The organism is Thermogladius sp. KZ2Tp1, from assembly GCF_051131135.1.
Lineage (GTDB): Archaea > Thermoproteota > Thermoprotei_A > Sulfolobales > Desulfurococcaceae > Thermogladius.
In genome coordinates this window covers 634,042-659,010 of record NZ_CP151274.1, presented here as the reverse complement: position 1 = coordinate 659,010, position 24,969 = coordinate 634,042, and the positions used below count along the sequence as shown (strand labels likewise).

The following is a 24,969-nucleotide window of genomic DNA, read 5'->3' as shown; positions in this document are numbered from 1 at the left end:
CTCTACCGGTGGAGTCTGTGAGCCGGGTACTCTACCCCGGGAGATTTCAGCCGTTCCACAAGGGGCACGCGTACGCGCTGGGGTGGCTCCTGGAGAGGTACGACGAGGTCGTAGTAGCCGTAGGCAGCGCCCAAGAGGGCTTCACGTGCCAGAACCCCTTCACGGGCGGCGAGAGAGTCGAGATGATCAGGAGGTACACCAAGTCGCGGGGGATAGACGGCAGAGTCTGGATTATAACAGTCCCCGACATAAGGATGCCGCCGGCCTGGACCTCCTACACGCTCTCTCTATCGCCCCGGGTCGAGGCCGTGGCCTCGGGGAATCACCAAGTGCTCGACCCGTTCAAGTGGCTGGGGCTCAAGACCGTTGAAATACCCCTCGAGAAGCCCGAGCTCTACAAAGGCACCGTGATCAGAGGGTTTATGGTGAGAGGGCTGGAGTGGAGGCACCTTGTACCAGAAGAGGTGGCAGGCTTTGTAGACGAGATCGGCGGTGTCGAAAGAGTCAGGAGAGTGTGTAGCGGTGAGGGTCGTTGAAATAGACGGTAGCATGGGGGAGGGAGGGGGCCAGATACTCAGGTACAGCCTAGCCCTGTCGGCCCTCACACTAAGGCCTGTGAGGATCTACAACATCAGGGCTAAGCGGGACAACCCTGGCCTAAGGCCGCAGCACCTAACAGCCGTTAACGCCTTGAAAGAGGCCACCAACGCCGTCGTGAGGGGGGCCGAAGTAGGGAGCACGGAGCTGTACTTCGAGCCCAGAGAGAGGAGAGGCGGCTTCATGAGGCTCGACATCGGGACTGCCGGCAGTATAAGCCTAGTCATGCAGGCCATGATACCGGTGCTACTCTTCAACGAGAGGGAGGCCAGAGTCCAGATAACGGGGGGCACCGACGTCGAGTGGAGCCCGCCCATCGACTACATGAAGCACGTCTTCGCGTATAACATGAGGCTGCTGGGGGTCGAGGTGAAAATAGACGTGTTGAAGCGGGGGCACTACCCGCGCGGCGGGGGCTTAGTCGAGTTCTCGGTGAAGAGGGCTGCCAGCGTGCTAAAGCCGGTCAAGCTGGTCGAGCACGGGGGTATCGTAGCGGTCAGGGGGGTTAGTCACGCCGTTAGGCTGCCGAAGCAGGTCGCAGAGAGGCAGGCCTCTAGCGCGGCCAGCGTCGTGACGAGCAGGCTCGGTGTCAAGCCCGCGATCGACCTAGAGTACTACGAGCCGGGCAAAGACCACCACTTGGGCCCCGGTAGCGGCATCGTGCTGTACGCCGAGACGAGGTCTGGCACTAGGCTGGGGGCAGACTCGCTGGGGGCTAAGGGGAAGCCGGCCGAGAGAGTAGGTGCCGAGGCCGCGGAGGCTCTCGTCGAAGAGGTCTCGACAGGCATGTGCTTTGACAGGCACATGGGCGACATGCTCGTGCCCTACCTCGCCCTAGCGGGGGGCCGAAGCGAGGTAGGAGTGTCTTCTATAACACTCCACACCCTGACGGCAGTAGAGGTCGTGAGGATATTCTTCCCAGAGGCTGAGATCAGAGTTGAAGGGGGTCTGGGCAAACCCGGTACTATAAAGGTCAAGGGGGTCTCCTACCAGCCGTAAGCCTCTCTAACACTACTCTCTTCAAGTAGTCTAAATTCAGCTCTTTCAGGGCCGAGACTCGTACTAGCCCCCCGGGCACCTTCTCGCCGAGCTCTCTCGCTAGTTTCTCGAGCTCGTCTTCACGCAGGGCGTCGACCTTGTTCAACACCGCGATGACGGGCTTATCCCCCAGCAGGCTTCTCACGGTGTTGTACGTCTTCAACTGCTGTTCGAGGCTGTAGTAGCTGTTCGGGTTAGCGTCGAACACGTAGATAGCCGCGTCGGCGAGGTACTTGACTGCGTAGACGGCTTTGAGCTCTATCTCGTTCATCTCGTCCACGGGCCTGTCCAGTATACCCGGTGTGTCGACGAAGACGACCGTCCCATACTCGCTCTGCCAGTGCCCGACTATAATGGTCTTGGTCGTGAACGGGAACATCCCTATCTCTGGCTTAGCCCGGGTCAGCTTGCTTAGGAGAGTGGACTTCCCTACCTGGGGCATGCCCGCTATGACCACGACGTAGTCCCCTTTAACACTGGGCATCTTGGCCAGCTCTGCGACCCCCTGCTTTACTCTCAGGACGTCCCTGTTGAGCCTCTTGTACGTTGAAAGGCACCTACCCAAGCCTTCTCTAAACGACGCGACCGCTTCCCTCCTCGTCCTGGCGCTTTTCAACCTGCTAGCGTAGTCCTCCTCTATCCTGCCAGCAAGCCTGCGGCTCCTCCTCAACTTGCCTAGCAGTGCGTCCAAGTCTAGCCTAGTGTACAACTCGAACAGCTTAGCGTAGAACTCGCCCATGCTCTTAACTAGGGAGACGGCCTCCTCTACCCTCTCGAGCTCCTCTCGAACGGTCTCGCAGGAGACTCTGAGCTTAGCTGTGAGAACCCTCCTGATCTTCTCGTCGCCCACGAGCCTGCGAGCTCCCACACTCCTGTCGGTGATAGACCTCATCCTCTCGTCTACTAGAGCGTAGACCTCTTTGAAAGACCTCACCCTAACCCTCTTGAACTCCTCCAGCGAGACCACCGCGTGGCCTCAGTCACGGCTCCGCTTCACGCTTATGGAGGACGTCTGAAAACCCTTATTTAGCCGATAGCTCGTAAGTGCACTCACGCCGCGGTAGTGGTGCACTACCTTGGTCTTGTCCAGCGGGAACCTGAAGGTCCACTGGCTTCTCAGGAGGCCGGCTCGCATGGAGCTGTTCAAGGTCGGAGGCGCCGGCTTACACACTAAAATGGTTAGAGAGAGCATGAGAGACGGGAGGATAGGCGTCTACGTTCACATACCGTACTGCAGGACTACATGCCCCTTCTGCCCCTACTTCAAGACCCTGCCGAGATCAAGGGACGAGGTCGAGAAGTACCTCCGCGCCGTCGTGGGCGAGATAGACATCTACGGGAGACTACTCGAGGGCGGAGGCTACGAGGTCGTCGAGATACACGTGGGCGGAGGCACGCCGAGTCTAGTACCAGCCTCCTTCTTCAAGGAGCTCTACGAGAAGCTGTCAGAGTACTTCACCTTGAAGACGAACATCGGGATGGAGGCGAACCCCGAGGACCTAACCAGCAGCGAGTACGCTGGTGAGCTCTACAAGAACGAGGTCGGCGAGGTGAGTATAGGGGCCCAGAGCTTCAACGGGAAGGTCTTGAAGGCGCTCGGCAGGAAGCACACGGTCGAAGACAACGTTAGGGCTGTCGAGAACGCTGTCAAGGCTGGTTTCAAGTGGGTTAACGTAGACTTGATGTTCCTTCCGCCTAGTATAAGAGGCTACGTGGAGATCAGCCCGAAGGAGGGGTTGGCCATATTCGAGGACGACCTGGAGAGGGCTCTCGAGCTAGGAGCGCACCAGATAACGTTTTATCCCACAATAATCCCACGCCACTCACCAGGTTTCAAGCTGGTGGAACAGGGTAGACTAGCCCAGGACGAGAGACTAGTCGACATGTTCGTGGAGAGGGCCCTGGACTTCGCGGAAAACAAGAAACTCAGATTAGTCAGGGTGTACTCGATCTCGAGGGAGCAGTACGAGTACGCGACCGTGAACCTGGAGATGGTCGGCCCACTCTTAGGCCTTGGCGCAGGGGCGTGGAGTAACACGGGTCTCTACCAGTACATCAACGTGCACGATGTCCAGTCATATGTACGTCTAGTGAACGAAGGTAAGCCGCCGGCAGCGTACTACAGGAGCCTCAGGAAGTCCACTATCGCTTGGAGAGTCCTCTTCGACCAGTTGGGTAGTGGAGTGGTCAAGACAAGGCTTTTCAACGAGCTAGGTGTAGAAAAGATCCCCTACAGTATTAGGGCCTTCCTCGAGTTGGCTACTCTAGCGGGGCTCCTGGAGAAGAGAGGTGGAGACTACTACCTGACGAGAAGAGGCGTCGTCGAGGTCTACAAGTCCGTCATAAACTACGTCGTCGAAATACCCGTGAAAGCAACAATGATCCTCGAGAAGTACAGCAGGCAGGAGAGCATGCCGGATAAGATAGTAGTTTAGAGTAATGCCATAACAGACTGACACAGTAAACTCCTTGCAATCTCTAAGAGGGTTACTTTTAATTGGTTACCTAGGTAACCTGCATGTTGTTTGACCTAAGACCCAAGGAGAAGAGAGAAGAGTTATACGGGCGGGAGAAAGAGCTCGAGGAGCTACACAGGCTCACCGAAAGTGAGTGGGTTGTAGTCCTCGGCAGGAGAATGACGGGTAAGACATCGCTCCTAAAGGTCTTCTTAAACGAGGTGGACGGTTTGTACGTGAACCTCGCTGGAGTTAGGAGTATGAGAGGGTTTGTCGAAGAGTTGATGAAACACGCTAGGAAACTGAACATAGAAATAACCATGGGGCCTCTGACTATAAGCTGGACAAGGCTCGCTGAGGACGTCTTCTCGAAGCTTGAGGGCAGAATTATCGGGTTAGACGAGGTGCAGGAACTCCCACGTAACTACATGTTGAAACTACTCAAGAAGGTCTGGGACACTTACGATGTAAAGCTCGTCTTCACGGGTTCCCTGGTGGGAGTTATCACGGGGCTACTAGAGCCCACGCCGCAGAGCCCCTTGTATGGGAGGCAGCCGGCGAAGATAGAGCTCAAGCCTTTCCCTAGCGATGTCGGGGTCGAGTTCCTGGAAGCAGGCTTTAGAGAGTTCGATATGAGGCCTCCTCGGCTTGAGGTGGAGGAAGCGGTGGAGTCGCTAGGAGGCTACCCTGGCTGGCTTGCTTACTACGGGAACATGAGGTGTGTCAGGGGTCTAGGGCATAGAGAGGCCCTAGAACAAGTCTACTCCGATGGAAAGCAAGTCCTTATCCAGGAGCTCAAGAAGTTCCTAGCGGGGAGGAAGAACCCGGAGAGGTATGTCAGGCTCCTCAAACTTCTCCCAGCCAAGTGGAGCGAGCTCGAGACCGCGCTAGGCATCAACGCTAAAGTGCTCTCAGACATGCTAGACAGCCTAGAGAGAGCCATGATCATAGAGAAAAAGGGTAACACTTATACGATACCCGACCCTATAATGAGAAGACTAGTCTTAGAGCTCTGAAAAACGCCCGCCACCCCCCTCTCGGCGGTGGGGATGAATCGCGCGAGCGTTACGAGACTGGACGGGGTGTAGGTTAGCGCGGTCGCTTGACACGTTGTCTACTTCTACTCTTTCCTTAACACGACTATCTTGCCCTGGCATTTGGGGTCTCCCAGGCTCCTGGCTACAGGCGGGCACTTCGGTATGAGTATGAAGAACACCTGTTTGCCGAGGTCTACCTCCGACAAGTACTCGTAGTGGCTCATGCCCTTGGCGACGACCACGTCTGCTTCCTCGACCAGCCTCCTAGCCTCGTCGCCCAGTTTCTCCAGGTGTACTGTGGAGCACCTGCAGCCGTAGGACGCGATGCGGTCTAACACCCTGTCCAGCCCGATGAGTGCGGCGTCTTCTATAGTGACGTCGTTCTGGAAGCCCGGCTCATCCTTAACCAGGCCCCACACCGTGTTGCCGTACCTCTTGACCTCCCTGATCAGCAGCGTGTCGTAGACAGCCTCGCCGGCGTTGTCGAAGAGCCAGAGCACGCGGAGCCCGCCACGCGAGACGGCCTCGTAGAGCTCCCCCGTGTCGTCTATGCAGAACTCGTACCCCTCCACCAGGCCCGGTGTGAGCGCCTCCGGGCTGATGTGGTTATGCCCAGCTACCCCGAGGTCTATCAAGTTGCCTAGAGCCGATAGCTTGACCAGGTACCTGAACCTACTAGGCCCATCCAGCCCCGCAGCGTAGTCTTGGTGGAGGCCCAGGCTCTTGACCGCCAGCTCGTTCAGCTCTCTCTTGACCTTCTTGTAGTAGTCGACCACGCTGGGGAGGAGGGTTGTCAACGTGTTGTACAAGTCTGTCGCTAAATGCGTCAGCTCGGCCTCGTAGCCGAAGGACGACTCGGCCAGAGAGAGGACTCTCCTAGCCGTCTCGAGCTTCTCCTCGCTGCTTGCCCCCGAGCTCTCGACCTCTCTAAGCCTGATGGTCAACAAGCAGCGTAGGCACTCGAAACTCGGCTTCATGCTAGAGACCCCGAGCATTGTCGAACGATAGACTGGTTACCGGCGCTAACGGGCCCGCCGGGACTTGAACCCGGGTCCTCCGGCTCCGCAGGCCGGCGCCCTATCCAAGCTAGGCGACGGGCCCTACTTAACTCTCATCTATTAGGCCCAATTTTAACTTGCAGAGACGGCCCCGCGGTTTTCAAGGAGTCTTTCTATCCAAGAGCCTCTTGGCTTCCCTCGAGTACAGGTCTGCCCGGTAGAGCGGCTCTGGCAGCTTGTGGCCTAGGAGGGTTTTCTTGACGAGTCTCACGGCCTGCTCTAGTGTAACGCTGTAGCCTATACTAACGTAGAGCTCCGAGCCGCCGTGCTCGACTACGACGCCCGCCTTCACGCCGTGGGCGTACACGTACCTGATACCGCCCTCCACCTTCTCCTCCCCGTATAGCCTGCTCTTCGCCACTCCTACGCTGGGAATCCCCGTCACGAGCCCGACGTGGGAGGCTATACCGAAGCCCCTGGGGTGTGTTAGACCGTGGCCGTCGACCATTAACACGTCCGGCTTCTTCTCGAGCTCCAGCAGTGCTCTTATAACCCCCGGCGCCTCTCTGAAGGCGAGTAGCCCCGGTACGTACGGTATACCCGCTCTTACAACCGCGTACTTTTTGTCGACCACCCGCATTTCGTGTAAGTCCATTAGCACCGCAACGCCGACCGAGAGGCCCCGCGTATACGAAGCGTCCAGCCCCGCGACAAGCCGGGCCTCGTCTTCGCGGAAGAGAGGCCTCTCTACGCTCGCAATGACCTGTTTAAACAGTTCTCTCTGTAACCTGGTCGCCCTGCTGTAGTCGAACAACTCCACCATCTAGTGAGAGAGTGTGGGTGCCGGGGAAAAAAGGGGTTTCAGGTTTAGAAGCCGGTCGTGATGACCGCGTTGTACGCTATGCTGAAGACTACCAGGCTGTTCGAGGTAGTGTTGTAGTAGTAGAGGCCTGTCGCGTGCCACGTCCAGCTGGGTAGTACCATTACAGTCTCGACGTAGCTCGCCGATGAGACCGTGTAGGACGCGTAGTAGTTGATGCCGTTGCTCGAGGCGCCCAGGTAGTAGCCCTGGCCCGCCAGCACGGTAGCCGTTGAGCCGTTCTGGAACGTCCTCGTGCCGAGAGGTATGGTACTCAGGCTTGCGCCGGCTACACTACCGTCTGTGACGGCGTAGGCCTTAGCGCCTAGTAGCGGGAACATTATCGAGGGCGCGGTGAAGTAGGCTGTCACGCTCAGCCCGCTGGCGGTCTGGGTCTTGACCTGGTAGGCCCTCACCACGGTTATCTCTAGCGTGACGGGGTCGTAGAGGAGCCTACCGCTGTAGCTGTTGAAGGCTACCAGAATCCTGTAGAGCCCGCTCAAGACGCCCGGATACGCGTAGGTCACCGGTATGATCGTCTCCCCGTAGCCCGTCGGCGAGACCGTTATCCTGTAGTGTGCGAGTATATCGGTGTAGGCGTGTAGCGTACTCCACTTCACGGGCGCGTAGAGCCTCAAGACACTGCTCAACTGGTCACTCGGGCTCGGGTTGTACACGTAGCCTATCGACGCCGCGAGCTTGTAGCCCGAGAACAGGTTGAGGTCTCCTGAGGGCAGCAAGGGGCCTCCCGGCGGCTGGACCAGTAGCTCGAGGGAGGTGGCGGGCCCGCTAGACCACCTGGCCATCAGTAGAATGCCGGCTATCCTCGGGTCTGACACGTAGACAGGTATCATCCTCCAGTCGAGGCTCTCGGTGTACCTGCCGTAGGCAGGGTCTGCGAGGCCGACCGGCGTGTACGAGTCGTACGACAGCACTGACTTGAAGCCGCCTAGCCTGACGTACCACGTGGAGTCTAGTACAGCCGGTACGACTACTGTGGCCGGTATCACTATTATCTTATTGGACGTGTACACCTGTATCTTGAAGTCGTAGACTCCTGGAGGCTGAGTCGAGGGCACCACTATTCTACCCTTTATAGAGCCCGTGCCGTTGACGTAGGCGTACGGTAGACTGAACGACACTAAGTACGACGGCGCCTCCTTGTACACCCTAGCAACTATACTGACAACAACGGGCGTGGGGGCGGGGACGCTCGGGTTCGGCCTGAGCCTCAGTACAAGGTCTCCTTTAACTCTCTGCATCACGTTGCCCACGGGGATCCTGTCCTCGGTCGCTACCCTAGCGTCCGTGGTCAGCCTGTACATGCTACCGTTGTAGTAGTCGAAGGCGTCTGCCCTGATCATGTAGCCGTTGCTCGAGGGCAACATACCGTAGTATGGCGGGTTGTAGGACAGGTTCTGGAAGACTATGTAGAACTCTACGTAGTCCGCGTCAGCGAAGTACATTCTAGGTAGTACGAAGTACCTCGTGGTGAAGTAGTACACGCCGCTGTAGACAGGTACCTCCCTAACGAGCTGGTACCACACAGCTCTCGCGAAAGCTGGGCCCTGGCCTTTCAGGTTTATCGTGAAGTCGTAGGAGGAGCCCGGCGGAACTACAGCGTACAGCGCCGTGTCGGCTAACATGCCCGCTATAACACCAGTGTAGCTACCGTACACGTTAGCGTAGTTCTCGGTGAAGGCCGCTGCTATCGGTTGCGTCAAGTACGCGGTCATGCCCCCGCTCAGTATCGTGGATACCAGCTTGTACGCGTCGACCTGCCCGCTGCCCTGCTCCAGGGCGGGGTACTTCAAGTCGTTCGTGCTGCTCTTGAGCAGCACCTTGAGCTCTATGGGGGAGGGGACATAGCCGTGCTTGGACATGTAGGCCTGTACGCCTAGGGCTAGGACGCCGCTAGTGAAGGGTGTCGCCTCGCTTGTACCGCCGAATAGCGTCAAGCCCCCGCCGGCGCCCTCGTTGTAACCTCTCACGCCGTAGCCTCTACCGTCGACCGTCCTGACGCCGGCCCACTCGAACGCGCCTACGGCAGCGACGTCGGGCTTCGGGTAGCCGAGCGCGTTGGGCCCTCTGCTACTGAAGGGTACTATATCACCGCTGTAACCGGGCGGGAAGCCGTACAACCTGAAGTACTCCATGTTCGTGGAAGCGGCAACCTCTATTATCAACAGGTCAGCACCGGGTGCGGATATAGTCGTGTAGCCCGGCCCGTAGTTCCCAGCCGCGAACACTATGGTTACGTTGTGGTTGATCAGCAGGTTGACGGATATTATCTGGTTGAAGACTGCCGACAGGTAGTCCATGCCGGGGCCTTGGTGGCCCCACCTAGCCAGGTTTATGTAGCCCCAGCTGTTGCTGATTATGTCGGCCCTCCTCACACCGCTGGGCACTGGGAAGAGGGCGCTGTAAGTCGGGTCGTAGACCCAGTCCCAGCCGCCCAGCCAGTACTCGACCGGTATCAGGTCTCCGAAGAAGAACCCCGTGCCGGCAGATAGCTTGGCCTCGGGCGCGACACCGTATAGCTTGTACACGCCGCCGTAGCCTGTGTAGTTGAGCCTGCCCCTAGCGGCAATAACCGTAGCCACACTAGTGCCGTGCCCCTCCCAGTCCGTCAGTATAGCGATGTAGTTGCCGTTGGGGTCTAAGCCGGGGTACTCGCCGGGCTGACCGAACGTGAAGGTGGGGTACGAGTAGGTGTAGTTCGCTAAACCGTACGAGTCTATGTAAGCGCCCGCTATCACGCCGACGCCGAAGTCTATAATGCCGTCACCATTGAAGTCCCTGCCGACCACGTCGTTTACGCCCAGCTTGAAGAGCTGCTCGTCGTTAAAGCTGTAGTCTAGCCAGGCGGGTTTCGGGGCAGCCCATAACACTGTGCCCAGCGTGCTGTTCTCCAGGCTCCTCATTGTCGCGGACAAGGCGTAGAACGCCGAAGACAAGTCGAACATCACGGCGTTGTACACTCCTGGAGTGTCGGCGTCCACGAGTAGAGTGGGTATCCTGACTCTTACGTAGTAGCCTGTGAGCGAGTCGGAGAAGAACCACTCTAGGAAGCCGAACTTGTAGACGCCGCTCTTACTCACAGGCGGAGCCGTGTAGTTGACCGTCACCCTTACTGCGTATACGTATGGATACCCGTAGAGACCGGAGTAGAGGGTGCTGAACACTGGGACGATAGCGCCGCTCGTGTTCAGGTAGCCGTTAGCGTCTCTCACAACAGTAATGGGCGTCAGCGCTATGTGCTCGTCGTTGACTACCATGAGCGGTGTACCGGAGGAGTCCCTCGCGACCGCGTCTAGCCCAAGCTCGGGGTTGGTGAAGTCTACACCGGTGTCTACTATGCCAACTATCACTCCCTTACCTTTGTAACCGTAGGTGGACCACTCCCTCTTCACGCCTAGTACGTCTAGGCTCGAGAAAGTACTGTAACCGCCAGCACCAGCGACCTGGCTGGGGCTCTTGTCCTCGAACGCCATCGACTTAAGCCTGGCCTGATCCGAGAACAGCTCCTCCAAGGAGGGTGAGGGCATGATACTCAAGACGCCGGGTAGCCCAGCTAGCTTGACGAGCCCCTCTCTCGAGACCGCCACGTGCGCGACTACTACGCCGTTGGGTAGCGGGACGTAGTACTTTATCTTAGCGTACTCCCTGACGTAGGAGAGCGCCTGCTTGTACGCCACGAGGATGAAGGGCTTGTATACCTGTGAGCCACCGCTGGTTACGACCTGGACGCCCGGCTCCTGCGCGTCTACAACCTTGGGGCTAGGGCTATCGAAGACCTCTAGCAGGCTCTTCACGTCCGTGACCCTGCTTGGAGGCAGGGTTGCTGCCTGGCTCACCGGCACTACCGTAAGGAGGGGTAGTACTACTATAGCCAGGAAGAGTATAGGGAAAACTGCCTTCACGCGTATATTCATATAGAGGTACACCTATCCCACTCGACTAATTATTTTAGGCTTGAGTCGAGTAAATAAATTTTCACCAACGGCCTTAGAAAAGCGGAAGGGTCTTCCCTCAGCGGGTCGTGGACCTGGCCAGCAAGTGTTCCTCGCTCTTAATACCCTCCCTAGTTATGACTAGGACGTCGACGCCGTCGCCCGACAAGACGTCCCTCTCTATAGCGGCCAAGACCGCTTTGATAGCCAGGTTCTTCGCCTCTTCGAGCGGCATGTCCTCCCTGTAGCTCTGCTCGATTATGCTCAGAGCTAGCTGGGAGCCCGAGCCCAGCGCAGTGTACCTCTCCTCTAGCAAACTGCCTACGGCGTCTAGCACGAAAAGGCTCGGGGCCTCGTCGAAGCCGCCCACCACTGCCTCTGTCAGCATGGGGAAGAGCTTGTAACTGTAGAGGATTATGGAGAGCAGCTTGGCGAGGCTCCTGGTCTTGATCTCCCTCCCGTGCTCGAGCTCGTAGTTCCTTGCCTCGGTCTTGAGCACCCTGTACAGGAAGTTCATGTCCCCTGTTAAGCCCGCGAACCCTACCGCTGTGTGCTCGGTGATCGGGAACAGCTTCCTTACACTCTTACTCAAGATGAAGCCGTCGTAGGTCATCCTCTTCTCGCCGGCCAGGACCACGCCGCTGCTGGTCTTGATCCCGATTACTGTGCCTGGTAGAACAGCCTCCAATACAACCACCTTGCTAATGATAGACTTTACAAGGTTAATAAACGAACTCCGCTCAATACTTTCGCTCAACCCTCCCCCTCCCCTCGGTTGAAATCTCCTCTAATAACAACGGCTAACGTATGCTAGCTTGGTGTCGCAATGGAGAAATGCCCTGTATGCGGGTCCAGCCTCGTCTGGGACTACGAGGAGGGCTTCGTGGTCTGTAGCTCGTGCGGCCTCGTCGTAGACAGGGTTTACGAGTACGCCCACGCACCTGACACCGAAGAGGGCGAGGCAGTACGCGGGCGGAGGCGTGGCCCGAGGAGCGTGATCGACAGGAAGACGTACAGGTTCAGGCTCAGGCTGTACAACAAGGCCTACAAGATCGCCAAGGAGAAGCCTTGGATGGTAGTCGACACAGACAAGGTCCTCGAGACAGGCAGGTTTGTTAACACGGTTAAGAGCAAGGCGTCTATAGCGGCTGAGAAGAACATTGAGAAGGAGGGGGTGAAGACCTACGTGGAGAGAGGGCTCGAGATCATTAGGAGGGAGAACCCCGCCCTCCTCTCCAGGAGTCTTCGCGGCAGGTACGCGCTAGCGTATATGGTGGCCTACGCGGCTTCAACGAGAGTAGTGCCCCCCGAGGACTTCGTAACCAAGGTGTTCAACATCAGCAGTACGAGCTACAAGCGCCTCAAGTCGATCACCGTGAAACTCCTGGGGAGGAACGGCGGCCTCTCTCAGATGCCGGGAGTAGTAGTCGGCGAGGTTCTCTCCTTGGATACCACCGCGTAGTGTAGGCTGAGCCCCCTCGTAAGACTCCTCTCAGCTGAGACAGGTCCGCTCATCTCTCGCGTTTTAGGGGTTCATCACCAACTACTACGAACGCGATACACGCTATTAAGCTTCTTCAGCGGAAGCAAAGTATTAAATGAGTCCTCGCTCATTAATGCATCAAGCCTTAAAGGGATGGGTTTTGAGGCTACTTCTAATACACGCCAAGAGGTTCTCGTACAAGGTGAGGGAGCCGGCTGTCAAGGAGCCGGAGAGCCTCGGCGAGGCGAGCGCTACAGGCGATTTCGAGAACGCACTAGTAGTCTTTTCGACAGTGGAGCAGGGCGACGACGAGAGTGTCGCGGAAAGGGCTGCCAGCGAAATCTACGAGACGGCCTCCAGCCTCAAGCCCGGTATTGTAGTGGTCTACCCCTACGCCCACCTGTCGAGCGAGCTGGCTCCCCCGCCAGTAGCCATGGACGTCCTCAGGAAGTTCGCCGACAAGTTAAAGGAGAGGGGGCTGAGGGTAGAGAGAGCCCCCTTCGGCTGGTACAAGGAGTTCGCCTTGGAGTGTTACGGCCACCCCCTCAGCGAGCTGTCCAAGACCATAAGGAAGCAGGAGACAGGCGTAGTGAGGCGGACTGTGGAGAAGACCTTCTACATCGTCACCCCCGAGGGCAGAGTGTACAACCCGACCGAGTTCGACTACTCGAAGTACCCCGACCTGAAGATCCTGGTGGACAAGGAGGTCTTCGGGGTCGAGCTGGCGGGCGGAGAGAACAGGGTGAACGACTACTGTAGGAAGTTCGGCTTCGAGTGGGAGCCGATGAGCGACCACGGCCACATGAGGTACGGGCCCCACGCCGTGGTTATAATGGAGTCCGTTATGAGGTACAGCTGGCAGGTCGTGAGGAGCCTAGGCATCCCCGTCTTCAAGGTTATGGGCAGTAACATGTTCAACCTGAAGGAGAGGCCTGTCCTAGAGCACGCGCTCTTGTTCGGGGACCGGCTGTACGAGGTCGCTGTAGACGAGGACAGGTACGTCATGAGGTACGCTGCCTGTCACCAGCAGTTCGCCATGTTGAGAGACTGGGTCATAAGCCACAAGGACCTGCCATTCGGCATGTTCGAGGTCGCAGACAGCTACAGGCTCGAGCAGAGAGGCGAGCTCAACCTCTGCTTCAGGCTTAGGAAGTTCTACATGCCGGACCTCCACATACTGACCAGAGACCTCAGGGAGGCCATAGAGGTGTCGAAGCTAGTCCAGGAGAAGATTATGGAGGAGGCAAGGAAGGTCGGCAGGAGGTATGTAGCACTGTACAACGTCTCGAGAGACTTCTTCGAGAACAACTTCAACGACATAGTTGAGTACGTCAAGAGAGAGAACTACCCAGTCCTGGTAGCCGTGATACCGGGCGGTATCTACTACTGGGTTCTCAACGTAGAGTACCACATAATAGACAACATCGGGAGGCCTAGGGAGATAGCGACCTTCCAGATAGACGTAGGCAACGGTAAGAGGTTCAACATAACCTACACGACACCCGAGGGCGAGAAGAGGCACCCGGTGATAATCCACACCGCTATCATCGGCGGCGTCGAGAGGTACATCTACATGTTGCTAGACACCGCTGCGCTAGAGGAGAAGCAGGGGAGGACGCCCAGTATACCCACCTGGCTAGCCCCTGTACAGGTTAGAGTAGTACCGGTCTCCAAGGACTACGTGGACTACGCCGTCAAGGTGGCCCAGGCGCTGGCTGGCGAGGGCTACCGGGTAGACGTCGACGACAGAGACGAGAGCCTGGGGAAGAAGATCAGAGACGCGGGGAGGGAGTGGGTACCTTACATCGTAGTGGTAGGCGAGAGAGAGGTCAAGAGCGGGACGCTCAGCGTCAGGGTGAGGGCGACTAACGAGACTACCACTATGTCTGTGAGCGAGCTCACCGCTAAGCTCGGTGAAGAGGTCAAGGGGTACCCTAGGACAGAGCCCACGCTGCCTCTCCTGGTCAGTAGGAGGCCGTTGGCGAGCTACCAGCTGTGAGTAGAGTAGCCGAGGATGCCGCCCAAGAAGTTTCTCGGGAGGCACATAATCTTCCGGGGGGAGTACGCGGAGAAGATAATCGAGGGCTCTAAAACGACGACTATCAGGAGGGGTATTGTAAGGCCGAGATACAGGCAAGTAGTGATACACGCGGGCTCGCGCCCGATAGCCCTAGCTAGAGTCGAGTACGTGTACTACAAGAGACTGAGAGACATCAGCGAGAGCGAGGCTAGAAGAGACGGGTTCGAGAGCAGAGCCGAGCTCGTGAGCGAGTTGAGGAAGATCTACCCTGGTATAAGAGACGACGAGTACGTCACGGTCATCGGTTTAAGAGTTGTTAAAAGGCTCGACAGCGTCGACACCGGTAAGCCATTCGGCGGCTTGGAGCCGGTTGTCCTAGCCCGGATAGCCTTAAGGTATCTCTCAGACGTGCTAACGGACTCGGAGGCAAAAGTCCTTTTTGACCTGACCAGGACAGGCGATATAGACCTGACAGCTATTAGGGTACTGGGCGATGTTAGTAAGAGGGGTGCTGTCGTAGACGTTTTAAACCGGGCACTAAGAATCTTGGTCGAGAGGGGCATACTGCAGGAGAAGGGGTGACCAGGAATACCCTACTGGCTACTAAAGTGTAAAGAGTGCGGCAACACGTGGAAGCTAGAGGTAAGCTTCCCTCTCAAGAAGGAGTTTACACAGCTTTTCCACTACTGCCCATACTGTCGCCGGAACACGTTCCACGAGATACTAGAGTACCGGGAGGAGGTAGAGCCCAGTTAACGTAAATAGCCGGTTTAAAAACAGCTATTACATAGTAGGGTGGTCGCGTGAGCGAGGGTGGGTCTTCTAGCAAGGTCGTTTACGTGAAGGATTTACCGGGCGTCAACCCCCAAATAGCCGAGAAGCTCGAGTCGGCCGGGTACACTACTGTTTGGGCTCTGATAGTTGCCAGGCCCGAGGAGGTTTCGGAGAAGACCGGGCTACCCCCCACAACGGTGTCCAGGGTCATCGACTCCGCGAGGAAGGTCCTCGGGCTGACCTTCAAGACGGCCAAGGACGTGAAGTACGAGAGGCTGTCTATAAAGAAGATAACGACGGGTAGTAGAGAGCTCGACAACATCCTAGGCGGAGGTGTTGAGACAAAGACCATTACCGAGTTCTTCGGCGAGTACGGCACGGGGAAGACCCAGATATGCCACCAACTCAGCGTGAACGTGCAACTACCGCCCGAGAAGGGGGGGCTGTCTGGGAAGGCGGTCTACATCGACACCGAGGGGACTTTCAGGTGGGAGAGGATCGAGGCGATGGCTAGAGCTGTGGGCCTGGAGCCCGATAAGGCTATGGAGAACATATTCTACCAGAGGGCGTACAACAGCGACCACCAGATCAGCATAGTCGAGGAGCTCTTCAGCTTCGTGCCCAAGAACAACGTCAGGCTCGTGGTGTTAGACAGCGTGACGAGCCACTTCAGGGCGGAGTACCCTGGTAGAGAGCACCTGGCGGAGAGGCAGCAAAAGCTCAACGCGCACCTGCACCAGTTAATGAGGCTCGCAGAGGCGTACAATCTAGCGGTTGTCGTAACGAACCAGGTGATGGCCAGGCCCGACGTGTTCTACGGCGACCCCACCGTGGCCGTGGGAGGGCACGTACTAGCGCACACACCAGGTGTGAGAGTCCAGCTGAGAAAGTCGAAAGGTAACAAGAGGATAGCCAGGATCGTCGACGCCCCCCACCTACCGGAGGGGGAGGCGGTCTTCGTAATAACGGAGGAGGGTATTAGGGACTCCGAGGAGTGAGGTCTAGAAGCCCCTTACCAGGAACATTATGAAGCCAAACAATATGTAGACCACTAACGGGTGGCCGTAAGAGGCCCACACTACTTCGTCGTGTTTGACCAGCCCCCTTTCGAGGTACTCGCCGATTCTAGACCTCAACTCCGAGTCCTCTATTTTCGTTACTCCCTTAAGCCTCCACTCGACTCCCAGGGGGCTCTCGAACGGCTCCTGTAGAGGCACGTAGTAGTCTTTCTCTAGTAGTTCGCCTACTGTAATAGGCCAGCCCGCTATCGCCAAGAAGGCCTTGTCCCACGCGCTGAAGCCTTTTGGAACCCTAAACCCGAACCTGCGTAATCTCGCAGCAAGAACAGCGTAGTGGACCGCGATCTGGAGTACTAGGGCGTAGATTAAGACCGAGTAGACTATAGGAGGCACGGGGACGCTGTATCCACCTAGTAGAGTGGGGTAGTTGAGCGGCGAGGAGTAGGCGACGGCGATCGACGTGACCACGTAGAAGTCGGCCGGCCCCACGAGCTCTAGCCTCGCCAGGACCAGTAGCACTAGCGGGACAGGCACCACGGACAGCAGGGTGTAGAGAGCCTGGGCTTGGAAGGGCACGAGGTCTTTCACCAAGTAGAAGTTCAGGAAACAGAGGACCACCGACACCGCTAGGAACAAGTACACGAGTTTATCCGGGATGTCCCTCTTCTTGTAGTCGTAGACGGAGAAGGGGGTTAGGAAGAGCAACGTAATAGCGTACTCGACTACTGCGAGTAGCGAGAGCTCGATCAAACGGGACCACTCCCGTCCGTGGACAGCGTTTTTGTTGATTTACTACACATATAATCCGCCTTGAGCTAAAAATATGCTATGCGACGGGGTGCCTACATTTGAGGATACTCTGGTCGCCCTGGAGGTACCAGTACGTCAAGACGCTGGCGGGCGCGCAGGAGTGCCTCTTCTGCAAACTGCAGGGCGCGAGGGACGACGAGGCCTATATAGTCTACAGGGGGCGGTTCAACTTCGTGGTGTTAAATACCTTCCCCTACAACACCGGCCATGTAATGGTGGCGCCCTACAGGCACGTGGACAGCCTCGAGAAGATGAGTGACGAAGAGCTTTTAGAACTGGTGCAGCTTGTCAACAAGAGCATGGCCGCGATAAGGAAGTCCCTCAACCCCGAGGGCTTTAATATAGGGGTTAACATAGGCAGGCCCGCCGGCGCGGGTGTGCCGGGCCACGTCCACGTCCACGTCGTCCCGAGGTGGACAGGCGACAGCAACTTCATGCCGGTAGTAGCCGAGACCAAGACTCTCCCCGTGGCCTTATCCGAGGTCTACAAGTTATTAAAGGAGAATTGGCCTAGTTAGAGATTGCATGAGGAAGTCCTCGATCGCTGAGGAGTGATGATAAAGGGGTTGGCTGATTGAGCGAGGTTTCGAAAAGCGACCTTGTCTTGGTCGAAAAGTACGTTTTCCTGGGTAAGACGAGGTACAGGATAGCGCTGTCGGGCACGAACATAGTCTTCAACGTGGAGGCGTCCAGCGACGAGGAGGCGTACAATAAGGTGCTCGAGATCGTTAGGAGAATGGGTATAGACAGGAGTTTGCTCGAGTCTATTAGGGCGAAGGTGAAGAAGAGCTAGGCGAAGTCGCTTAAGCCGGTGCTCTTCCTCTTCCTCGCCTGGAACTCCTCGCTCGTCTTCTCCAGGACGATCTCGTACAACCTGGCCTCGCCACCACCGGGCTTCGGTCTCAGGATCCTGCCCAGCCTCTGTACGAACTGCCTCCTAGACCCCGTGCCGGAGACGATTATACCGACGTTCGCGTCTGGTATATCCAGCCCCTCGTCGCCTACTGTCGTGACCACGAGTATACCCGACTTCGCGGACTTGAACTCCTCGAGGGCCCTCCTCCTCTCCTCCCCGGGCGTCTCGCCTGTCAGCAGCCAGGCGTTAAGCCTCTTCGCTAACTCCTCGGCCTGCTCGACGTACTGTGTGAAGACTATGATCTTGCCCCCCTTCGCGAGCTCGCTTCTGGCGATTTCAATAGCCTTCTCTATTTTGGCCTTAGACTTTGCGAGGATCCCCCTGATCTTGCTGTGAACCCTGAGCGCTTCGGCAGCCGACTTGTCCCCTCTAGACGCGTCGTCCACTAGTTGCTCAAACGTTCTGCCCGCAGCGTACTTCTCAAATACAGTCCTCAACTCGAGGTACTCCTTCCACTCGTTGGGAGGGAGCCTGGTCTTCACCGTGTAGACCACGTACCTCGCTAGGTAACCCTGCTCCGCCAGCTCGCCGGGCGTCTTGTAGTACACTACTCCCCCGAGTAGCGGGAACAGCTCTTCGTGCCTCCCGTCCTCCCTGTACGGGGTGGCCGACAAGCCCATCCTGTAGGGTGCCATGGCGTGGACGGCGATGAACCTGAACTTGTCCGCGGGCAGGTGGTGCACCTCGTCTACTATTAAGAGGCTGTACTGCGGTGCTATCTCCTTGATCATCCTGAAGCCTGTTTGGTAGGTTGTTATCGTGATGGGTGCTATCCTCTTCTCCTCGCTGTAGAGCAGGCCTACCATGTGGCTGGGCGTGTTCGTGTACTTCAGTATCGTCTCTCTCCATTGGACAGCCTGCTCTTTCGTGTAGGTAACAATGAGGGTTCTCTCGGAGATCTTCGTGATGGCCGCCACCCCTATGAGCGTCTTCCCGGACCCCGTCGGCAGGGCTATAATACCGGTGCCCTTGTTCTCGAGCCACTTCGCGAGAGCCTCTTCCTGGTAGTCTCTCAGCTTTACGTTGACGAGCTCGGGCTTGAAGGGTAGTTCCTTCTTAGCCGTCAAAGCCTGCCTGTCCTCGATGGATAAACCCGACGCCTCCACGACCATCCGGGCTGTATGTAGCATGTAGGGGGGTAGCCTGTACACGACAAGCCCGTTCTGCACGCCGAGCCTCCTAGCACCCATCTCCCTCAGCTTGTCCTTGACCCTGCCCACGACCCCCAGCGGTACTCGAAACAGGACGTAGCCGGACAACGAGTCGTAATCCACCGATACACGGAACTTATCGAACTCGCGTCTCAGCTCCTCGATAGATCCCTCGACCTCTAGCTGGAGGTCGTTGACCAGGTTGAGGACGTCCTCGAAAGTGTAGCCGTTCAATACTGCCTTGTCCACGTCGATCTCGAAGGAGACACTGCCCCCCGTTCTACCAATATAATTGGCTACCTTGAGTAGCTCCTGGAAGTCCTCTTCGCTGAGCCACTTGCTCGCTCTGACTAAGACCACTACTCCCTCCCGCCCTCGATAAATTCTCTCTCCTCAAATAACGCCTTTTCGACTCTTATATCAGAGGGCTCTCTGTCCCCGCAGAGCATGAGCCGCGCCGGCTTGGCGAATTCGGGGGAGAGGTAGAAGTACACTCTACTACCCTTTTTCACGACGGTCCGCGAAAGCGCGAAGAGCCTCTCGACCAGCTTATCGAATGGGTGCTGTTCGCTCACCGAGACTCTAGCCCCCCTCACACCGACCTCGAAGTAGTCGCCCTGGAAAGTTATCGAGGAGACCACGCAGTACTCCCACTCGCTACAGGAGCCGCAGACGAGGACGTAGTCCAGCCCTTCTAGTACGCTCTCAAGGAGCTTCTCGTATACCGTCTCGTCCCTGATACCGAGCTCTGTAAACGCCTCGTCGAACTTTAACTCGACCAGTTCAACCCACCGGTCGTAGCGTGGGTTTCTCCTCATCAAGGTCGGTACTTAAGACCCCACTCATCCCACTTTGAATAAGTTTTTATTTAGCCGTATTAAAGTTATCATAGACGAGAAGGTCGGTAGCATGGTCAGGAGTTCTATAACCTCGATAGTCGTGAGAAAGCCCCTCGACAGCGAAGTATTTCAAATGATGAGCAACATTAACAGAGTCTACGGTACAACGAAGGCCAACAGGATGAAAATCAGGCTATTAGCTAACGAGATGCTACGACTCCTGAAGATCAACCTGTCCTACAAGGACCTCTCTATGCTCACAGGCATACCGGAATCCGTTCTCTGCAGGTACGTGAGAGGGAACATAATACCCAGCTACGAGCAGGCCGTCAACATACTCTCGAAGCTGACCCTCTCGATAGACATAAACCACCTCCTACGAGAGCTTGTCGAACACGAGAAGAGCACGCTAATAGACCTGTCGAGGGTCCTCAAAGACCCCTACGTCATCAGGCTGCTCTCCATAGTCCTACTACTAGAGCTGGTCCCGACGAACATCACTAAGATCGTTGTGACGGCTGAGTCCGTGCTACCTCTAGGCACACTCCTGGGGATGGAGCTTGGGGCGCCCATTATACTGGTCAAAAGGAGGAGTTACCCGGGCGTCCAGTACTTCAGCTCTATAGTCGTGAGGACCCCGAAGGAGGCCGAGGCCCTCTACCTGGACAAGGACATGCTGAGTAGGAAAGACTTCGTCCTCATACTGGCCGACGTCGTCTACTCGGGTAAGACCATGAGGGCTGTAATAGACATGCTCGAGAAGGCGAGGGTGACCGTATCGGACATAATAGTGATACTAGGGTTAGGCGAGATGTGGAAAGAGAGGCTCAAAGACTACCCGGTTAAAACTCTCACTATAATACCGCCGCCCGTCAGCTAGCCCTTGAGGAAACACTTTTATACGCAGAATGAGGTAAGAACTCCACAGGGACTTTCACAGTTGACGATCGAAGTTTTGAACCTGCACAAGTCTTTTGGGCGCAAAAAGGTTCTCGAGGACGTGTCTTTCAAAGTATCTAATGGCGAAGTAGTCGGGTACGTCGGCCTCAACGGGGCCGGTAAGACGACCACTATTAGAATAGCTGTCGGGGTGCTGCCGCCCGACTCCGGGGACGTCGTTGTAGACGGCTACTCTGTGACCAAGGAGAAGAGGGCCGCCTCTACAAGAGTCGGCTGGGTTCCCGAGCTACCTATCTTCGAGACAGATTTCAGGGCGCTAGACTACTTCGTCTACCTCGCGGGCTACTACGGGATTACTGGCACAGAGGCTAGGAAGCTCGGCAAGGAGCTCCTCGAGGAGTTCGGGTTGGGTAACGCCCTCTACATGAAGCTGTCCTCCTACTCCCAGGGGATGAAGAAGAGGTTTGCCCTAGCCGTGTCTATGATGAACGACCCGCCTAACTTCATACTCGACGAGGTCTTGAACGGCCTAGACCCGCAGGGGATCGCCTTCTTCAGGGAGTTGACTAAGGAGTTCAGGAAGAAGGGTAAAGCAGTCCTCTTCTCATCCCACATACTGAGCGAGGTTGAAGACATAGCAGACCGAGTCGTCTTCATACACAAGGGTAGGATAATAGGCGTACACGCGATGGAGGAGATCAAGAGCAAGGCTAGCCCGGGAATCTACCTGGCCTTAAGCAGAGTGGACGAAAACACGCTCAGGATACTCGGCAGGTTCGGCGAGCCCCTCGTCCTGGAAGGGGGTAGAATCCTCGTTAGGAGGCCCATGGGCAGCGTGGAAGAGATAGTCGCCGAGCTCGTCAAGAACGGTGTCGGTGTTTTGGAGGTTAGGAGAGAGGAGAGGAGTCTCGAAGACTTCTTCTTCAGCTTGATTAAGGAGGCCGAGAGTCCGTGAACCCCGTGCTCTACGACTTCAAGAGAGGTCTTCTAAGACTATCCGTAATAGTGGCACTATCATTGTTTATCCTAGCCGGGGTAGGGCTCGCCTACTTAACCTCTAGCACCCTGGCCACTACGCCCGGGACTACTTACGTCGCGCTATATTCGTATGTAAGCCCCGCTAGAAATCAGTTCTACCTCGAGGCGCTACTGCTGACGCCCGATCTCAAATCGACGGAGGGGGGTATATTCTACGAGCTGGATAATTTCACGTTTTCCAAGCCTAATACGCCACCCGAGACCACTGTCTTAGATAGCGGCGTGGTCACCGGGTACGGCAAGATCTCCGTGCTCAAAAACTTGACTAGCCCGATCGGCCAGTTTGACAAGCAGTCTAGCCTGTACTTAAAGGTAGATGTCACGACTAAGACGGGTAGCTACTCTTTCACCACATCGTATAGTAGACCATTTACTCTCGACAACGACACCGTCTATGTGGCGAGCTCAATCCCGTTCAGCCCCCCAGCCGACTGGGCGTTCTACTGCCTGAACGAGACTTCGTTCCCTATTAAGGAGTTAATACCCCAAACGAGACCTCCTGGGGTAATAGTTCTGACTCCACTACAAGGCAGGACGTTGTCGGACAAGTACCTTGATACAGCCTTCTTACTGGTGAGTCACGGGCAGGGCAGGTACGAGCTTGTATCTGTGGTCCTTCTACTAGACAGGGACAACTTAACTTACGAGCTCTACCTGGTACCGAACTCCACAAGTCTCCCAGACAAAGTTGACTACGGCAACCTCGCCTCCTACCTGATACCCCTCGGCGAAGTCGCGCCAGGCCTGAACTTGGTCAGGTTTAATGTAGGGAACTCTAGCGAGCTCGAAAAAATAGTGTGGGATTTCCAGAGCGTCACGACGACTACTGGCGAGGACATAGTTGGGTCACTACACGTGTTGTTAGTGGCGCGTAACAGCAGCTGCGTCATAGTCGGCTACGCCAACTCGATGGTGTCCACAGTGAGCAGTGTGCCTATGGGTAAGATCGTGGCGGGCGTCCTGGCCGGGACGGTAGGGTTGGCCCCGTTCTCGATGTTCTTCCCTATCCTGATGATATACCTAGCGTACGTATACCTGGCTAAGCCCAGGTCGTCGGGCTCCCTCGAGTTCCTCCTGGCGAGGCCTATTACCCGTCTGGACGTCTACATAACGAGGTTTGTAGCGGGCGTACTAGTGGCTCTGGCGTCGTCCCTGCTGTTCTTCGCATCAACAATGCTGACACTGCAAGCCTTGATCGGGGTTTACTTCGACCTGTACTCCTACCTCTTGCTCTTCGCCGGGCTGGCTGCTTCCCTGATAGCGTTCTACAGTGTTTGCTACGCTATCGCGAGCTCTACCAGGGGAGGAGCCTACATCGCGCTAGCTGTGGCAGCGTACTTGCTATTCACTATACTCTACCAGATCATAGTGATCGTGGTAACTCAGTTGCAGGGGATAGGGCCTGACCTCTACGAGAGGCTCCGGGTGAACATGTACATATCGTACTACCTCTCACCTCTGGGCCCAACATCTTTCTCCCAGTACTACTTCGGGATCCACAACGGTCTCAGCATCGAGCCTAAAAACGTGGGGTCTGTCGTTAACCCGTTACTGGTTGTAGCCTCGGCAGTGTTGTGGGTTATTGTACCCTTCGTAATAGGCTGGTTAAAATTCAGGAGGGCTAATTTGATCGGATGATCAGCAGTCTTCCTTATCATTTTTTAAAACACTTGATCGACTAACATTAGCGTCACTAGTCCAGTAGCAGTGTGTAGAAGTCCGGGTGTTGAAACACCGACCAGTTCTCTAGGTAACTAACTATGAAGAAAACCACAGCTCTAGATAGCAGTTTGTTTGCTATAGCTTATAAAAGGCGTTTACAAATTAAACAAGTAGCAAAGGGGGTCTCATGAATGGTTAAGATAGAGGAGCTTGTCCGTGTAGACTCCAAAGGCAGGATCACGATACCCTTGACCATTAGAGAGGCGCTAGATATACGGGAGGGCATGTTCGTGGTGGTGGTCGGGGACAGAGACAAGAAGGAGATAGTCATAACACCCCTCCCGGTATCGGCGAAACTGGTTAGACTATTGATGAGGATAGAGGACAGGCCTGGAGTGCTGGCCGAGATAACGAAGTACCTGGCGGACTACGGTGCCGATATTGTGATGACCAAGTGTGTCGTGATCAAGAGGGGCGATATCGCCGAGTGCGAGATCATAGTCGACGTCTCCAAGACAGACATAAAGCAGCCGAGCTTGATAGCGGATAAACTGAAGATGTTGGAGTCGGTCAAGAACATCGAGGCCGTGTGGTTCACAGGGTAAACCGTAATGGTAGTCAAGGTAGGCTGCTGCGGGTTCCCTAAAGCGAGGAAGAAGTACTACGAGTCCTTGAGCCTAGTCGAGCTCCAGAACACGTTCTACGACCTCCCCACCGTCGAGTGGGCGGAGAACCTCAGGAGCGAAGCTCCGAGAGACTTCGAGTTCACCGTGAAAGCCTGGCAGGCTATAACACACCCCCCGACCTCACCCACGTGGAAGAGGATGAAGAAGAGGCCGAGGGGCGACCTCGCGAACTACGGCCTGCTAAAGCCGACAAAAGAGAACCTCGAGGCACTAGAGGAGACCCTGAGGGTCGCGGAGGCTCTTGGGGCCAAGGTCGTAGTTTTACAGACTCCGCCCAGCCTCCCCTTCAACGAGGAGTCCGTGAGATGGGTCAGGGAGTTCTTCAGTAAGGCGGGCGAGGTTTCGCAGGGCTTTGTTTTAGGCTGGGAACCGAGAGGAGAGTGGGCCCACTCGGCCGAGCTACGCAGGGTCGTCGAGGAGTTCGGTATAGTACACGTGGTAGACCCCTTTAGAAACAGGCCGATTTCAGAGAGGGCGGACGTGGTCTACTTCAGACTCCACGGTATCGGCCCCGGTGAAGTGAACTACAGGTACAAGTACACCGACAGCGACCTGGAGAAGCTGAAGAACATCGTATCCGAGTACAGAGACAGAGAGGTCTACGTGCTATTCAACAACGTCTACATGTTCGACGACGCTCTCAGGTTCAAGAAGGTACTCCATGAAAGCGGGTTGTAGGACTCTCAGCCCCCGTTTTCAGACAGGGTTCGTTAATCTTCATCCTGGCATGTCG

Annotated in this window: 23 protein-coding genes and 1 tRNA gene; 15 read left to right on the top strand and 9 right to left on the bottom strand. The window is 56.4% G+C overall.

Going from position 1 to position 24,969, the window contains the following annotated elements:
- Positions 1-17 precede the first annotated feature (17 nt).
- Complete coding sequence (locus WLZ34_RS03765; protein ID WP_434731913.1) at positions 18-536, top strand: nicotinamide-nucleotide adenylyltransferase; 519 nt, start codon at positions 18-20, stop codon at positions 534-536.
- The gene (gene rtcA / locus WLZ34_RS03760; protein ID WP_434731912.1) at positions 523-1,596 is read left to right on the top strand and encodes an RNA 3'-terminal phosphate cyclase; all 1,074 of its coding nucleotides are present in this window, start codon (positions 523-525) and stop codon (positions 1,594-1,596) included. Before WLZ34_RS03765 ends, rtcA begins: the two co-directional genes overlap by 14 nt.
- Here the strand turns inward: rtcA and WLZ34_RS03755 are convergent.
- Positions 1,571-2,602, bottom strand: coding sequence for an NOG1 family protein (locus WLZ34_RS03755; RefSeq protein WP_434731911.1), 1,032 nt, complete (start codon positions 2,600-2,602; stop codon positions 1,571-1,573). The genes rtcA and WLZ34_RS03755 overlap by 26 nt on opposite strands.
- Positions 2,603-2,711: 109 nt before the next feature.
- On the opposite strand from WLZ34_RS03755, the gene WLZ34_RS03750 reads away from it, so the two are divergent.
- Positions 2,712-4,070, top strand: a complete 1,359-nt coding sequence (locus WLZ34_RS03750; RefSeq protein WP_434731910.1) for a coproporphyrinogen-III oxidase family protein — start codon at positions 2,712-2,714, stop codon at positions 4,068-4,070.
- A gap of 83 nt (positions 4,071-4,153) precedes the next feature.
- Positions 4,154-5,107: an AAA family ATPase gene (locus WLZ34_RS03745; protein ID WP_434731909.1), complete on the top strand. Its 954-nt coding sequence runs from the start codon at positions 4,154-4,156 to the stop codon at positions 5,105-5,107.
- 104 nt (positions 5,108-5,211) lie between these two features.
- Here WLZ34_RS03745 and WLZ34_RS03740 read toward each other — a convergent pair whose 3' ends face one another.
- The 5 genes from WLZ34_RS03740 to WLZ34_RS03720 all read right to left on the bottom strand — a co-directional run bounded on the left by WLZ34_RS03740 (position 5,212) and on the right by WLZ34_RS03720 (position 11,635).
- Positions 5,212-6,105, bottom strand: a complete 894-nt coding sequence (locus tag WLZ34_RS03740; RefSeq protein ID WP_434731908.1) for a damage-control phosphatase ARMT1 family protein — start codon at positions 6,103-6,105, stop codon at positions 5,212-5,214.
- 49 nt (positions 6,106-6,154) lie between these two features.
- Positions 6,155-6,229: transfer RNA gene (locus tag WLZ34_RS03735), tRNA-Arg, on the bottom strand.
- A 57-nt stretch (positions 6,230-6,286) separates the two neighbouring features.
- Positions 6,287-6,949, bottom strand: coding sequence for an endonuclease V (locus tag WLZ34_RS03730; protein WP_434731907.1), 663 nt, complete (start codon positions 6,947-6,949; stop codon positions 6,287-6,289).
- A gap of 44 nt (positions 6,950-6,993) precedes the next feature.
- The gene (locus tag WLZ34_RS03725; RefSeq protein ID WP_434731906.1) at positions 6,994-10,920 is read right to left on the bottom strand and encodes a S8 family serine peptidase; all 3,927 of its coding nucleotides are present in this window, start codon (positions 10,918-10,920) and stop codon (positions 6,994-6,996) included.
- Between the two features lie 97 nt (positions 10,921-11,017).
- The gene (locus WLZ34_RS03720) at positions 11,018-11,635 is read right to left on the bottom strand and encodes a proteasome subunit beta (protein WP_434731905.1); all 618 of its coding nucleotides are present in this window, start codon (positions 11,633-11,635) and stop codon (positions 11,018-11,020) included.
- Between the two features lie 129 nt (positions 11,636-11,764).
- Between WLZ34_RS03720 and WLZ34_RS03715 the strand changes: the two genes are divergently transcribed.
- The 4 genes from WLZ34_RS03715 to radA all read left to right on the top strand — a co-directional run bounded on the left by WLZ34_RS03715 (position 11,765) and on the right by radA (position 16,213).
- Entirely contained in the window at positions 11,765-12,400 is a 636-nt protein-coding gene (locus WLZ34_RS03715; protein WP_434731904.1) for a TFIIB-type zinc ribbon-containing protein, read from the top strand.
- 181 nt (positions 12,401-12,581) lie between these two features.
- On the top strand, positions 12,582-14,420 hold the full coding sequence (locus tag WLZ34_RS03710) for a threonine--tRNA ligase (RefSeq protein WP_434731903.1): 1,839 nt from the start codon (positions 12,582-12,584) through the stop codon (positions 14,418-14,420).
- A gap of 15 nt (positions 14,421-14,435) precedes the next feature.
- On the top strand, positions 14,436-15,023 hold the full coding sequence (locus tag WLZ34_RS03705) for an ASCH domain-containing protein (RefSeq protein WP_434731902.1): 588 nt from the start codon (positions 14,436-14,438) through the stop codon (positions 15,021-15,023).
- Between the two features lie 221 nt (positions 15,024-15,244).
- The gene (radA, locus tag WLZ34_RS03700; RefSeq protein WP_434731901.1) at positions 15,245-16,213 is read left to right on the top strand and encodes a DNA repair and recombination protein RadA; all 969 of its coding nucleotides are present in this window, start codon (positions 15,245-15,247) and stop codon (positions 16,211-16,213) included.
- A 3-nt stretch (positions 16,214-16,216) separates the two neighbouring features.
- Here radA and WLZ34_RS03695 read toward each other — a convergent pair whose 3' ends face one another.
- Complete coding sequence (locus WLZ34_RS03695) at positions 16,217-16,984, bottom strand: A24 family peptidase C-terminal domain-containing protein (RefSeq protein WP_434731900.1); 768 nt, start codon at positions 16,982-16,984, stop codon at positions 16,217-16,219.
- Between the two features lie 98 nt (positions 16,985-17,082).
- Here WLZ34_RS03695 and WLZ34_RS03690 point away from each other — a divergent pair, with 98 nt between their 5' ends.
- Both WLZ34_RS03690 and WLZ34_RS03685 read left to right on the top strand, forming a co-directional pair.
- On the top strand, positions 17,083-17,562 hold the full coding sequence (locus tag WLZ34_RS03690) for an HIT family protein (protein WP_434731899.1): 480 nt from the start codon (positions 17,083-17,085) through the stop codon (positions 17,560-17,562).
- A 56-nt stretch (positions 17,563-17,618) separates the two neighbouring features.
- A complete protein-coding gene (locus WLZ34_RS03685; RefSeq protein WP_428727260.1) occupies positions 17,619-17,837 on the top strand; it encodes a hypothetical protein in 219 nt (72 codons plus the stop codon).
- Here WLZ34_RS03685 and WLZ34_RS03680 read toward each other — a convergent pair.
- Positions 17,834-19,471, bottom strand: coding sequence for a DEAD/DEAH box helicase (locus WLZ34_RS03680; RefSeq protein WP_434731898.1), 1,638 nt, complete (start codon positions 19,469-19,471; stop codon positions 17,834-17,836). The two genes, WLZ34_RS03685 and WLZ34_RS03680, sit on opposite strands and share 4 nt — an antisense overlap.
- Positions 19,471-19,932, bottom strand: a complete 462-nt coding sequence (locus WLZ34_RS03675; protein WP_434731897.1) for a hypothetical protein — start codon at positions 19,930-19,932, stop codon at positions 19,471-19,473. Before WLZ34_RS03675 ends, WLZ34_RS03680 begins: the two co-directional genes overlap by 1 nt.
- A gap of 88 nt (positions 19,933-20,020) precedes the next feature.
- Here WLZ34_RS03675 and WLZ34_RS03670 point away from each other — a divergent pair, with 88 nt between their 5' ends.
- The 5 genes from WLZ34_RS03670 (at position 20,021) to WLZ34_RS03650 (ending at position 24,914) form a co-directional block, all read left to right on the top strand.
- Positions 20,021-20,830, top strand: a complete 810-nt coding sequence (locus WLZ34_RS03670; protein ID WP_434731896.1) for a phosphoribosyltransferase — start codon at positions 20,021-20,023, stop codon at positions 20,828-20,830.
- Positions 20,831-20,890: 60 nt separating this feature from the next.
- Positions 20,891-21,805 carry an ABC transporter ATP-binding protein gene (locus WLZ34_RS03665; RefSeq protein WP_434731895.1) on the top strand — a complete coding sequence of 305 codons (915 nt, stop codon included), beginning with the start codon at positions 20,891-20,893 and terminating at the stop codon, positions 21,803-21,805.
- Complete coding sequence (locus WLZ34_RS03660; protein ID WP_434731894.1) at positions 21,802-23,526, top strand: ABC transporter permease; 1,725 nt, start codon at positions 21,802-21,804, stop codon at positions 23,524-23,526. Before WLZ34_RS03665 ends, WLZ34_RS03660 begins: the two co-directional genes overlap by 4 nt.
- A gap of 215 nt (positions 23,527-23,741) precedes the next feature.
- Positions 23,742-24,155 carry an ACT domain-containing protein gene (locus WLZ34_RS03655; protein WP_428727254.1) on the top strand — a complete coding sequence of 138 codons (414 nt, stop codon included), beginning with the start codon at positions 23,742-23,744 and terminating at the stop codon, positions 24,153-24,155.
- 6 nt (positions 24,156-24,161) lie between these two features.
- Positions 24,162-24,914, top strand: coding sequence for a DUF72 domain-containing protein (locus WLZ34_RS03650; protein ID WP_434731893.1), 753 nt, complete (start codon positions 24,162-24,164; stop codon positions 24,912-24,914).
- The last annotated feature ends 55 nt before the right edge of the window (positions 24,915-24,969 follow it).